13 protein-coding genes and 1 other annotated feature are annotated in these 12,260 nt (G+C 43.9%); all 13 genes read right to left on the bottom strand.

Annotated elements, in window-relative coordinates; all coding sequences use genetic code 11:
- Positions 1 to 37: 37 nt before the first annotated feature.
- Positions 38 to 496, bottom strand: coding sequence for a SpoVA/SpoVAEb family sporulation membrane protein (locus JQM81_RS04075; RefSeq protein WP_235232267.1), 459 nt, complete (start codon positions 494 to 496; stop codon positions 38 to 40).
- A 128-nt stretch (positions 497 to 624) separates the two neighbouring features.
- On the bottom strand, positions 625 to 1,041 hold the full coding sequence (locus JQM81_RS04080) for a stage V sporulation protein AB (RefSeq protein WP_235232268.1): 417 nt from the start codon (positions 1,039 to 1,041) through the stop codon (positions 625 to 627).
- Positions 1,001 to 1,675 carry a stage V sporulation protein AA gene (locus tag JQM81_RS04085; RefSeq protein ID WP_235232269.1) on the bottom strand — a complete coding sequence of 225 codons (675 nt, stop codon included), beginning with the start codon at positions 1,673 to 1,675 and terminating at the stop codon, positions 1,001 to 1,003. Before JQM81_RS04085 ends, JQM81_RS04080 begins: the two co-directional genes overlap by 41 nt.
- A gap of 2 nt (positions 1,676 to 1,677) precedes the next feature.
- Positions 1,678 to 1,842: a hypothetical protein gene (locus JQM81_RS04090; protein WP_235232270.1), complete on the bottom strand. Its 165-nt coding sequence runs from the start codon at positions 1,840 to 1,842 to the stop codon at positions 1,678 to 1,680.
- 72 nt (positions 1,843 to 1,914) lie between these two features.
- Positions 1,915 to 2,628, bottom strand: a complete 714-nt coding sequence (locus JQM81_RS04095) for a SigF/SigG family RNA polymerase sporulation sigma factor (RefSeq protein ID WP_235232271.1) — start codon at positions 2,626 to 2,628, stop codon at positions 1,915 to 1,917.
- Positions 2,607 to 3,062 (bottom strand): anti-sigma F factor, encoded by a 456-nt coding sequence (gene spoIIAB / locus JQM81_RS04100; protein ID WP_235232272.1) that lies wholly within the window; start codon positions 3,060 to 3,062, stop codon positions 2,607 to 2,609. Before spoIIAB ends, JQM81_RS04095 begins: the two co-directional genes overlap by 22 nt.
- Positions 3,063 to 3,374: an STAS domain-containing protein gene (locus tag JQM81_RS04105; protein ID WP_235232273.1), complete on the bottom strand. Its 312-nt coding sequence runs from the start codon at positions 3,372 to 3,374 to the stop codon at positions 3,063 to 3,065.
- 102 nt (positions 3,375 to 3,476) lie between these two features.
- Entirely contained in the window at positions 3,477 to 4,829 is a 1,353-nt protein-coding gene (locus tag JQM81_RS04110) for a tetratricopeptide repeat protein (RefSeq protein WP_235232274.1), read from the bottom strand.
- Between the two features lie 23 nt (positions 4,830 to 4,852).
- On the bottom strand, positions 4,853 to 4,987 hold the full coding sequence (locus tag JQM81_RS13570) for a hypothetical protein (RefSeq protein ID WP_004607343.1): 135 nt from the start codon (positions 4,985 to 4,987) through the stop codon (positions 4,853 to 4,855).
- Positions 4,974 to 6,305 carry a bifunctional folylpolyglutamate synthase/dihydrofolate synthase gene (locus JQM81_RS04115; RefSeq protein ID WP_235232275.1) on the bottom strand — a complete coding sequence of 444 codons (1,332 nt, stop codon included), beginning with the start codon at positions 6,303 to 6,305 and terminating at the stop codon, positions 4,974 to 4,976. The genes JQM81_RS13570 and JQM81_RS04115 overlap by 14 nt, the downstream gene beginning before the upstream one ends.
- A gap of 1 nt (position 6,306) precedes the next feature.
- The gene (locus tag JQM81_RS04120; RefSeq protein ID WP_235232276.1) at positions 6,307 to 8,514 is read right to left on the bottom strand and encodes an LTA synthase family protein; all 2,208 of its coding nucleotides are present in this window, start codon (positions 8,512 to 8,514) and stop codon (positions 6,307 to 6,309) included.
- A gap of 9 nt (positions 8,515 to 8,523) precedes the next feature.
- Positions 8,524 to 11,181 (bottom strand): valine--tRNA ligase, encoded by a 2,658-nt coding sequence (locus JQM81_RS04125; protein WP_235232277.1) that lies wholly within the window; start codon positions 11,179 to 11,181, stop codon positions 8,524 to 8,526.
- Positions 11,182 to 11,257: 76 nt separating this feature from the next.
- Positions 11,258 to 11,549, bottom strand: a binding site (T-box leader).
- A 104-nt stretch (positions 11,550 to 11,653) separates the two neighbouring features.
- Positions 11,654 to 12,166, bottom strand: coding sequence for a flavin reductase family protein (locus JQM81_RS04130; protein WP_328282590.1), 513 nt, complete (start codon positions 12,164 to 12,166; stop codon positions 11,654 to 11,656).
- Between the last annotated feature and the right edge of the window lie 94 nt (positions 12,167 to 12,260).

Below are 12,260 nucleotides of genomic sequence, written 5' to 3' on the forward strand. Positions count from 1 at the left end.
TTTCTTATTGACAATCTATCCATTTTTCCAAGTCAGGCTATACAATACCACTGATTTTCAATATCCAATATCCCAGTCCCAAAAGCCAACTTGTAAAGATTCCATACAAGATAACTGGTCCTGCAATGGTAAATATTTTACAGCCGACTCCCATGACCTGTCCTTCTTTTTTATACTCAATAGCCGGAGCTGCCACTGAGTTGGCGAATCCAGTAATCGGAACCAAAGCACCGGCGCCACCCCATTTTGCGATACTTGGGTAAATATTAAATCCCGTCAAAACCACACTGAGCAGTACCAGAATCATAGAAGTCCAGCCACCGCTGATATCCTTGCCAAGTCCCATCTTCTCACAATAATTTAAGATCGCCTGTCCAATTACACAGATAACACCTCCTACCACAAATGCTTTTGCCATATTTGCAGGGAGATTGTGCACCGGCGTCTTTTGCTTTACATAATTTTCATATGCTTGTTGCTGCTTTTTCTTGTCCACAATTACTTACCTCCATATCATTTCACTATCATATTTTCATCTATTTAAATGGGGACAGGGCAAACCCAAAAAGGGACAGGGATATTTTCATCTGGGACGGGGGAAAATGAAAATACCCCCGTCCCCACCTACCATCTTTCTGCGAAGAATACGAACGCCCCGATTCCTTTGCCAATTGCCATCCCCAGTATAAGGTATTGTATTCCTCTGACCAGCCTGACTCGTCGGATAAAGATGGGGAATACGTTGAGGATTTCTGCCAATGCCATGGCCCAGCACCCCACGAAGATTCCGCCAAACAGACCGAAGACTGGCACCATCCATTCTCCATGTGGGATGGCGATATGGTATATGAAGAAGATATTCCCCAGGATTCCGCCAAGAGCTACGCTGGTCTCGTAGAGAAGAATGTGTTCTCCGGTGTGTGTCCGGTCGGCAAAGTCAGAGATGACGCCGAGACCACTGATAAATGAGAAGAGTCCTCCTGCCACCACTAACCCGGAGCTAAGACCGATGACGGCCAGTATGATCTGTGCTGCCCACATCCAGTTCTTTCTCCTTTCTGGAGTAATTCTCAATCAGGGTGGTCTGAATATCGTTTTCGTATAGTCGCATCTCTACTTCCATAGGTGTTGGGTCAACGGTAAACTTTTTCTTCCCAAAATGATTGAAGAACGTCAATATTCCTATAATCAGTCCGATACAATAAGTAAGCTCGAGTATCGTAAATCCATCAGAAGTCTTACCCGTCAGTAATTGGTAGATCTGTGCGAACATCTTGGTGGTGTCTACATCATTGTTAAATGCCATAATAGAAAATGCCGCCCCAATAAAGCTAATGATCACCACTGCCGTAATCTTCGCATAATGCCAGATACCTCCAGAATCTTTTTGCACTTCATAGGTAACAATAAAATCAGTCTCTCCCATATTCTCCACATTGATATTGGGATATTCCTTGTGGATACACTCAATCACCTTTAAGACAGAGACTGCAACCCGATTCTGATTCTTGTTATCCGTGTGATGAAATTTTAGCAATTTTATAGTGTTTAGTTTGGGTACAATATGTGGATTCGAACATTCCATGGTCAGCACATCTCCCAACGTAACATCTGGGTTGCTCACCTCCACATCCCGGTCTGCCTTAATGTATACTGTCTCATTACTGCCCGCCATCTCTATCTTCCGTCCTCCACAATCTCTTCCTCCAGACGGACCAGCGTCCCTTCACTGACATTATTCTGTTCTCTTACACTTCCAAAATAATAGATGCACCCAACAATGACTGCCACTGCCACAACGCAGATCAGGCATACCCTGAGCTTTTTCCTTGCCTCATCCATACGATCCACCTCTTCATTCTTTTTGCAGATTAGTATGGATGATTTCAGAAAAAAATATACATGGTATGCCTGTTATATTCGTTCCCGCAGATTTTTCAATATTTTCTTTTCCATTCGCGACACCTGAACCTGCGAGATTCCCAATGTCTTTCCGACCTGGGATTGCGTCTGATTGGCAAAATAGCGCAGATAGATCAGTTGTCGTTCTTCTTTGTCCAGATAGGCCAGCAGCTGTTGTAACAGCATGTGATCCAGAATCCGGTCTTCGTTCCCTTCTTTTTCAGGCAGCTTGTCCATTAGACGGATCTCCTGCCCTTCTTTCTGGAAAATCGGTTTGTGCAGGGATTCAATATCGCTGTTGGCATCCAGCGCCATGGTAAGTTCTTCTCTCTCCACGCCAAGCTGCTCTGCAATCTCTGTGACCGTCGGATCCCTCCCCCATTGTTCCTGCAGTTTTTCCTGACAAATATATGCCTTGTACGCCAGTTCCTTCAGAGAGCGACTGACCTTGATCATACCGTCATCCCTTAAGAATCGTTTGATCTCCCCCGAGATCATTGGCACCGCATAGGTGGAGAACTTAACATCGTAAGTCAGATCAAACTTATCAATTGCTTTTAAAAGTCCGATATTCCCCACCTGGAAGAGATCCTCTGCCTCGACACCCCGATTATAGAACCGCTTCACAATACACCAGACAAGACCTGCATTTTCCTCCACTAATCGTGCTCTTGCTTCTTCATCCCCTTCGTGAGATCTCTGAATCAAAGCGATTGTGTGGTCCATAATCTCCGTCCTTTTCCAATTGTTTTTTCCATCTTGACCGTCGTCCCCTTCCCAGGAGCAGATACGACTTCCAGATGATCCATGAAGGCCTCCATAAAAGAGAACCCCATTCCAGAACGATCCAGCTCTGGTTTTGTTGTGAACATCGGCTCCATCGCCTGCTGCACATCCTCAATTCCTTTTCCTTCATCCGATATCTCCAGATAAAGCGTCTTATCCTCAGTACGGCAACGGATACAGATGTTATGTACCTCATTTTCATATCCATGAATGATTGCATTGGTCACTGCCTCAGAGACCGCCGTCTTCACATCGGATACTTCTTCCACCGTCGGATTCAGCGCTGTCATAAATGCCGCCACTGCCACTCTGGCAAATGATTCGTTGGATGAGCGGCTGTCAAAGATTAACTGCATCTCATTGGTATGTTCCATCTACTTATCCTCCTCATATATCTGCATAATTTTGGTTACTCCTGACATCGTCAATATCTTCTTCATTCTTTCATTGGCATGCACTGCACACACCTCTCCTCCCAGCATATAGATTCGTTTATAACGCCCCATGATCACACCGATTCCGGAACTGTCCATAAAATTCGTCTCCGCAAAATCAAAGATGACATACCGGATATGATTGTGTTCAATTAAGTGATCGGATTCCTTCCTGATCTCTTCGGCATTGTGGTGATCCAATTCTCGGGGCAGGAACACCGTCAGACAATTCTCCTGTACCTGATACTTCATATTCGTCTCCTTCCTCAAAGCTGTTCTATACGTAAAAAAGAACAGAAAAAAGGACATGCACATATTATTATGCATATCCTTTTCTTTTGTATATAAAACTCCCTATTCTTCTGTACCGTCTGCATTACCACCGGAATTCTGCGCATCCAGAGCTTCCTGAGCCGCCCTTGCCGCATCTGTATCCGGATAATCTTCGATAATCTTCTGATACTTCATATTCGCCTGATCCTGGTCACCCTTCTTCTCATAGGACTGTGCCAACAAAAGCATTGCTGCCCCGTCATTATAGCCTGCATCCATCTGCATGACCTGTTCCAGATTGGTAATTGCCGTATCATAATTGGCAACTTCATAATTCTGCTGGGATGTTGCAAATAGATTCGAACACATTCTTGGATATAACTCCGATGTAATCTCTTCAAACTTATCCCTTCCAACTGTCCCCAGCGAATCTGCATTCACCTTCAGAAGCTCCTCCAGCATAGCGGCATCACTCATATCCCCTGCCCGGTAATGGGCTGCAATCGACATCACAATCTCATAACTGCTCTGCGTGGATTCTGCCGTGGCCTGCGCGTTCTGCGTCTCTTCACTGGTAGAGCGGTATTCTTCCAGTTCTTTTTTCAGTGCGCTGATCTGCGCCTCCTGAGTGGCAATCTTATCACTGAATTCCACCGTCTGCTGATTCACCTTTTCCTGCCGGGAAGCGTTCATCGCCGGCATGATTAAAAACCACATCACAGCCACGCCTACCAATACACCCAGTGCAATATTCACAACACTGTGCAGCCCGGCATTATCCTTATAACTGGAAGATACCGGTTGAATAATAGTCTCATTACCAATATTGTAGGTAACAGTATGCTTTTCCTTCTTGTCTTTTTCCTTGATCTTCACCGTCCTTGCCTTACGGATCTGATTCAATTCATGCATGTATCGCAGGGTAATCTCATTCGTCGTATCCAGCTTATGAGCGGCACGGATGGATTGCCTTGCTTCTCCATATTGTTCCGTCTTGATATAGAGCAACGCCAGAAGCTGATGCGCTTTTACGAACGTCGGATGGGCAGCCACAGCCTTTTTCAGCTGAATGATCGCCAGGTCCTCACCATTCTGCTGACAGTAGAGCAAAGCCTGATTATATCTACGGATCGCCTGGTTGATCATCTCCAGTTCTTCCTGAGACTCCCGGACTTTCTGAATATAGTAATTAGCAATGTTCTCATGAGACTGAAAATTCTTACTCAAGACCCACTCTACCAACGCTTCTACAATATCTCCTCGCCCATAATACACAAGCCCCAGCAGATTCCTGGATGCAATATTCCCTCTATTATACTGTAAACTCTTCTTCAAAGATGCAATTGCACCGGACAAATCTCGAATCTTCGCTTTCTTCAATCCATCATTATACCAGTACATGGACTGGTAAGACAATTTTGTTGTATAATCCATATACTACCCTCGTACCCCTTCAACTACTTGGTTTGTTCAATCATCTCTCGTAAAATATCCGTCATGTCTGTCAGATCTTCCTGATAGACAGCGTCCTCTATATCCTCTACTTCCAGACTCGGCTGGAACTTCTTTAACTCTTCTTCAAAATTTAGCATGGTAACCGCCTCCTTCCAACAGCTTCTTTACCATTCCCGCAAGGTACAGGGAACCCAGGCAATAGACATCACCGTGTTCACCCCTCTGCTTCTCTGCCGCCTTAAGTGCATCCACTATATCCACTTCACAGATAACCGGCTTCGTCGTATATCTCCTAAACACCTGTCCCAGTTCTTCTGCTGGGACCTTTCTCGCGTCTTCAATCTCCGTAATCACATAGGCTTTCGCATTGAGATTCTCACACAGATAAGCAATCATTTGCTCATACTTCTTGTCACTCACTGCAGAGAACAGAATCACCGGACCTTCTCCTTCATCCGCGCCAAGTGCTTTCATACTCTCTACAAATGCCTCGATTGCTCCGGGATTGTGGGCACCATCAATCACAAGATGCGGTGCCGCCTGCTCCATTCTGCCTTCCCAGTGAATCGAAGCAAGTGCCTTCTGCCACCGGTCTTCATGGATAACTTCTCCTTGCAACAGATATTCCGCTGCTTCCAGTGCAATCTCTGCATTCATTGCCTGATAGCATCCACAGATCGGCACCTGATAGATAACATCTTTATCATACGCATTCGCCCGTGAAAATGCAATATGTTTCCGGGTAACTTCTTGGATTTCGAACGCATTTTTCGATATTTCTCTACAAGGAGCCCCCTGCTTACGGGCTGTCTGACGGATGACCTCAGCAGCTTTTGGATTGCTCCCGTCATAGAAGATCGGGACTCCACGCTTGATAATTCCAGCCTTTTCAGCTGCAATTTCTTCAATCGTATCTCCCAGAATTGCCGTGTGATCAAGACTGATCGACGTAATAATAGAAAGTGCAGGCTGTGGGATGGAATTCGTCGCATCCAGCCTGCCACCCAGACCAGTCTCCAAAATAATGTATTCCACATCCGTACCGGCAAATGCTTTCATACCCATCCCCAGTAAAAATTCAAAATAAGAGGGATGTGCAATTCCCTCTTCTTCCATCTGTCTTACGACTTCCAGCACCTGCAGAAATACCCGAAGAAACGTCTCATTATCTATCTGTGTATGGTCTACTTGTATCCGCTCGTTGACAGATACAAGATGAGGGGAAGTAAAGAATCCTGTTCTTTTCCCCTCTGCCATTAAGATTGCCTGCAAATACGCACACACAGAACCTTTCCCGTTGGTCCCTGCCACATGAATAATCTTCCGGTCCATACCCGGATCACCAAGTCTTCGCAAGAATTCTCTGGTATGTTCCTGCGTGTGCTTTTGCGTAAATTTTGGTATTTCTTCGATATAAGCAGTCGCTTCCTCATATGTGAATGACTCTTTTATCATCTTACTCTTCTTCCTCTTCTGCCTGCTCAACCCAGGATCTTGTCTTATCGGTCGCAGTTCCTTCCTGAACCTTTAATTCACCATCTTGATAAATATATTCATCCGACTTGCGGAACAATGTATTGCTTGATCCCATCTGCTGAACTACGATCACATCGCCGTCTTGCAATTCAATATCTGAGATATCAATTCGCGTATTGTTCAAGAATGAACTCTTCTGCTTTTCTCCATTGACATATACCTTACTTGACTTTGTAAAGTTCTCGCCGTACAGGCTGTAACCGCTCTTTAGATGTGGCACAATATTCGTCAGCGTCACATCCCGGACACCCATGACCATATGTCCTTTTGTAATCGGTTCTTCTCCGTCATACACGTACTGATTGCCATATAAGATATCATATTGCAGAAGTTCCAGATCTGCCAGATAATTCTTGGTCTGTCTTCTTTCCTGATGATAATTGAACACGGTACCGGAATGAATATCCAGACGCTCAAATACATCCGCCATAATCTGGTAAGACGCAATGTTACGATCCACTTTCTCCAGACCAATATTATCCCAGATCACATAATTCGTGTTATACAGGTAACGTCCTTTTAGATCTTCAGCTTTTAATCCCATCGTCGGAAGATGATCTCCATAGAATACAATAACCGTCGGTTCTCCACGCTCTTCGATTGCTTTGACCAGATTGCCTGCAAACTGATCCATCTCATAGACCTGATTTACATAGTATTCCCATTTATTTTTCAAGCCTTCATCTTCAATTCCTTCTATGGTAATCGTCGGATTCTCCAGTACCTTCTCTTCTGGATAATCCCCATGTCCCTGTACACTGACACCAAACACAAAATCCTGCTGCTCAGTGGTATCCATCGCTTCCAGAATATGTTGAATCAGAATATCATCCTTAGCCCATCCATTTTCCGTAGTCTGTAAGATATTCATAAATTCCTTACTGGTAAATGTATCAAACCCGATATTATTATACACCTTCGCACGGCTATAGAAGTTTCCTCCATTATTATGAAGTCCGTGAGTTCCATAGCCTAATGCCGCCAATGCTGTCGCGGCACTCTCACATGTCTGATTCTTTAATACCGTCTTATATGGGTATTCACCTGGTCCAAAATATCTCATATTCATACCCGTCAGCACTTCAAACTCCGTATTCGCCGTACCGGCACCTACAGAAGGTACTTTGAAATAACCAGATGAATAATTATTATACATCTCATGCAGATTCGGGCATGGATCCTGAGATGTTGTAAAGAATTCTGCCTCATCCACATCAAAATACGACTCTAACTGAATAAAGATAATATTCGGCTTTTCTTCATCCGACAATCCTGTCTCACTCTTTGTAATCTCGCCGTTATTGCTGATCTCTGCAATGGTCTCTTCGTTATAATCATTTGGCTCATTAATTCCTGTATTGAACAGACTGGCCATAAAGCAGTATGGAAGACCGTAATCTTCATACGCAAAGGCGATGTTTCCAAAATAAGTTGATACTACCCTCTTTTCCACAGCCAGATCTGAGATGACTCCATAAGATACTGCGCAGATAATGATCCCAATCAGCGCCCATACACGGTGAAGCTTGCCTTCATACTGTCCGCCGCGTTTCCACATGGATATGATCCAGATAATGACTGCCACAATTCCGACAGCCAGAATAATCAATTCAAACCCATTGAAATAATTATTGATCAGCGCAGTCGCATCCTTTGCCATTTTAAGATCCTGTGCATTAAAAGGCGTAACTCGCTTCATAAGCATATATCCGTTGGCAATTCCCAGCACCATCCACAGGACACTGATGATAATACGTACAAACACCCGGCGTTTGAACAGATATACCACAGAAAATGTTATAAATATCATAAATGCATTGTACAGGAACACCACCGGTGTCCCTGTCATATATCCCCACGCTTCCGCGGCAGAATGTCTGGAAATCGCTTCGATCGCGAAATTAATGATGCACGCAAGTAATGCGTGAAATACCAGTGAAAATCGATTCATAAAACGATAGACTGGCTTCATTTTTTTAGCAAAAGCACTGTTGCGCCGCTCCTCTATAATACGTGCACGCCGCTCCTTTTTTGCTTTCCAATATTCCCTCACATCTTCCTTTTTCAGATTCTTCAGTTTATGAATTGCCCCTTTCACATCAGGCTTCTTAAAATGAATTTTCTTCATAATATCCCCTTATGACTGTTTTGCTTTTAATCCTTCCAGCCGTTCTTTTACTTGTTCCATCATCTGTTTGTATGTCTCAAGTTTGTCTCTTTCTTCCTGCACCTTTGCCGCTGGTGCTTTGCTTACGAATTTTTCATTATTCAACATTCCAGACGCACGAGCGATTTCTTTCGTCAGACGTGCCTCTTCCTTCGTCAGACGCTCGATTTCCTGTTCGAAATCAATCAACTCTTCTAACGGTACATATGCGGTTGCATCTGGTACTACGATGGATACTGCATCCTCTGCAATTCCAGTCTTATCGTGCTGAATAACAAAATCATTTGCTGCTGCCATCATAACCGCAGACTGTTTCAGGGACTCAAGTCCCTTACAGAGCATCTCGTCCTCACATACAATATATACTTTTGTTTTTCTGGAATTCGGTACATTCATCTCTGCACGAACATTACGGACACCTTTGACGATTGCTTTGAGATGTTCCGCAATATTCTCTGCATCTGCAAAATTAAGCTTTTCATCATATACCGGCCAGTCGGATAACATCAGTGACTCTTCTTCCGGACAAACCTTTCCATATATTTCCTCTGTCACGAAAGGCATGAACGGATGCAGCAGTTTCAATGACTTCTTCAGTACTTCCCGTAATGTCCACATTGCATCATTTGCACTCTGTGCATCTTCATCCGCATGATAAATACGGTATTTTGCCAGCTCAATGTACCAGTCACAGAACTCATCCCAGATGAAATCATATACTTTCTGAAGTGCGATTCCAAGCTCGAACTTATCCATATTCTCCGTTACATCTTTTACCAGATTATTACATCTGGACAGAATCCAGCAGTCAGCTGGACGAAGTGTGATATCTACCGGCTCAGTGATCTCTTTGCCTTCAATATTCATCAGGATAAAACGAGACGCATTCCATACCTTATTCGCAAAATTACGGCTGGCTTCCACCCTTTCATTATAAAAACGCATATCATTACCAGGTGCATTTCCCGTGATCAATGTCATACGCAATGCATCAGCACCGTACTGATCAATAATCTCCAGTGGGTCAATACCATTTCCAAGAGATTTACTCATCTTACGTCCCTGAGAGTCTCTTACCAGACCGTGGATGAATACGGTATGGAATGGTGATTTTCCAGTGTGTGCATATCCAGAGAACACCATACGGATTACCCAGAAGAAGATAATATCGTATCCAGTTACCAGAACATCTGTCGGATAGAAATAATCCAGGTCTTCCGTCTGATCCGGCCATCCCAGAGTAGAGAACGGCCATAATGCAGAACTGAACCAGGTATCCAGTGTATCTTCATCCTGTGTGAAATGTGTACATCCGCACTTCGGACATTTTTCCGGCATGCCCCTGGAAACTACGATCTCACCACACTCGTCACAGTAATATGCAGGAATTCTGTGTCCCCACCAGATCTGTCTGGATATACACCAATCGCGGATATTCTCCAGCCAGTGCAGATATATTTTATCAAAACGCTCTGGTACAAACTTCAGGTCACCGTTCTTTACAGCTTCGATAGCTGGTTTTGCCAACTCTTCCATTCTTACGAACCACTGCTGTTTTACCATTGGCTCAACGGTTGTGTGACATCTGTCGTGAGTTCCTACATTATGAGAATGTGGAACAACCTTTACCAGATATCCCTGCTCTTCCAGATCTTTTACCATAGCTTTTCTTGCCTCATAACGATCCATTCCGGCATACTTGCCGCCTTTTTCGTTAATTGTAGCATCATCATTCAGAACATTGATCTCTTCCAGATTGTGGCGTTTTCCAACTTCAAAGTCGTTCGGGTCGTGTGCCGGTGTAATCTTAACTGCACCTGTTCCGAATTCTTTATCAACATAATAATCCGCAACGATTGGAATCTCACGATTCACCAGCGGAAGTATGGCTTTCTTGCCAACGATATCTTTATATCTCTCATCATCCGGATGTACTGCGATCGCAGTATCACCAAGCATGGTCTCAGGACGTGTAGTAGCAATCTCCAGGAAATCATCGGTACCAACGATTGGGTACTTAATATGCCAGAAGAATCCATCCTGTTCTTCATGTTCCACTTCCGCATCAGAAAGGGAGGTCTTACATACTGGACACCAGTTGATGATTCTGGATCCTCTGTAGATATATCCTTCTTCATATAACTTAATAAATACTTCTTCTACCGCCTTGGAACATCCTTCGTCCATCGTGAAACGCTCTCTGTCCCAATCACAGGAGACACCCAGCTTCTTCAGCTGTCCTTCGATGGTTCCTGCGTATTCTTCCTTCCACTGCCAGGTTCTCTCCAAGAACTTCTCACGTCCCAGTTCTTTCTTATCAATACCTTCTTCTTTCAACTGGTTCGTTACCTTAACCTCTGTAGAGATTGCGGCATGGTCAGTTCCCGGCACCCACAATGTGTTGTAGCCCTGCATTCTCTTATAACGAATCAGGATATCCTGTAAAGTATTGTCGAGCGCATGGCCCATGTGCAGCTTACCGGTGATATTCGGCGGCGGCATAACAGTTGTAAATGGTTTACGGCTTCTGTCTACTTCAGCGTGAAAATACTTGTTCTCACACCATTTTTCATACAATTTTGGCTCAATCTCTTTCGGATTGTAAGTCGTCTCAAGCTTCTGGCTCATAATTTCCTCCTCACCTCATAAATAAGTTCACATTATTTTCACATTTAAGGGCGAAAAAAAACGCCCTCTACAAAACGTAAAGGGCGACTGTCATCGCGGTACCACCTTTATTTATATAGTAGAAATACCTTCTATATATCTCATCATATTCTATAACGGGAACGACTCCGGGATGGCCTAATATTCTACCTGATCCTCACTTGATCCTGTGATCACTCTCACGAATATCCGCGGTCATTGTCGCAATAGTTCAGCCATCCGGCTCCAAAGCTACCTTCTGCATCCTACTTCCTTAAGCGCCTCTCAACCAGTGGGCTGCTCTCTCTGTCAGGGCAATCATGCATACTCCTCTTCTTCAATGCCTTTATTTCTTAAATTGAACTAATGACTATCATAGCCATCAAAGTAACGTTTGTCAAGAAGTTTAAAAAATTTTCAGAAATCCTTAAGAGTGTCGGAACCCTCTTAATTGTTACTTAAGCTTCGCTCCATCCGCAAAAGCATTGCCAACTTTTACTCCCAGAACATGGTACGCATTATTAAATGGGTCAAAGGTAATCGGTGCAACTTTGTCTACATCTACTTTCCCGTCTGTCATCACAGATTCATCCACACTCACATTGATGATTTCCCCAACCATACGGCAAGTTTCCGGATCATAGCTTTTAAGCTTACACTCCAGGCAAACAGCCAGTTCATTAATAATCGGCGCATCCACTCGTTCACTTTTTTCAACGGTAAACCCTGCTTTTTCCATCTTATTTGCCACTTGATTGCCAGATTCAATTCCAACATAATCACATTCCACAACATGGGCAGCATCTGCCATACTTACGGTAAATGCCTGTCGAGACAAGATATTCTTAACCGTTTTATGTCCCACTGATAAACACATCGATATCTCATTCGATTCACTGATACCTCCCCACGCCGCATTCATCGCATCCGGAACACCATTTTCATCGTAACTTGCGATAATCAGCACCGGCTGCGGATAAGTTTATTGAATTTTTGTCAAATAGGGACGTAGTAAAGTGAAAGAATACCCCGGGGTAAAGTTGCACTTTACCCCGGGGTAT

It is taken from the genome of Faecalicatena contorta, assembly GCF_021531895.1.
Lineage (GTDB): Bacteria > Bacillota > Clostridia > Lachnospirales > Lachnospiraceae > JAFBIX01.

Bases quoted from the DNA above. Each gene is read 5' to 3' on its own strand.
- JQM81_RS04080 (WP_235232268.1), bottom strand. From the start codon at position 1,041: ATGTGGGCAGCACAGATCATACTGGCCGTCATCGGTCTTAGCTCCGGG.
- JQM81_RS04085 (WP_235232269.1), bottom strand. From the start codon at position 1,675: ATGGCGGGCAGTAATGAGACAGTATACATTAAGGCAGACCGGGATGTG.
- JQM81_RS04090 (WP_235232270.1), bottom strand. From the start codon at position 1,842: ATGGATGAGGCAAGGAAAAAGCTCAGGGTATGCCTGATCTGCGTTGTG.
- JQM81_RS04095 (WP_235232271.1), bottom strand. From the start codon at position 2,628: ATGGACCACACAATCGCTTTGATTCAGAGATCTCACGAAGGGGATGAA.
- spoIIAB (WP_235232272.1), bottom strand. From the start codon at position 3,062: ATGGAACATACCAATGAGATGCAGTTAATCTTTGACAGCCGCTCATCC.
- JQM81_RS04105 (WP_235232273.1), bottom strand. From the start codon at position 3,374: ATGAAGTATCAGGTACAGGAGAATTGTCTGACGGTGTTCCTGCCCCGA.
- JQM81_RS04110 (WP_235232274.1), bottom strand. From the start codon at position 4,829: ATGGATTATACAACAAAATTGTCTTACCAGTCCATGTACTGGTATAAT.
- JQM81_RS13570 (WP_004607343.1), bottom strand. From the start codon at position 4,987: ATGCTAAATTTTGAAGAAGAGTTAAAGAAGTTCCAGCCGAGTCTGGAA.
- JQM81_RS04115 (WP_235232275.1), bottom strand. From the start codon at position 6,305: ATGATAAAAGAGTCATTCACATATGAGGAAGCGACTGCTTATATCGAA.
- JQM81_RS04120 (WP_235232276.1), bottom strand. From the start codon at position 8,514: ATGAAGAAAATTCATTTTAAGAAGCCTGATGTGAAAGGGGCAATTCAT.
- JQM81_RS04125 (WP_235232277.1), bottom strand. From the start codon at position 11,181: ATGAGCCAGAAGCTTGAGACGACTTACAATCCGAAAGAGATTGAGCCA.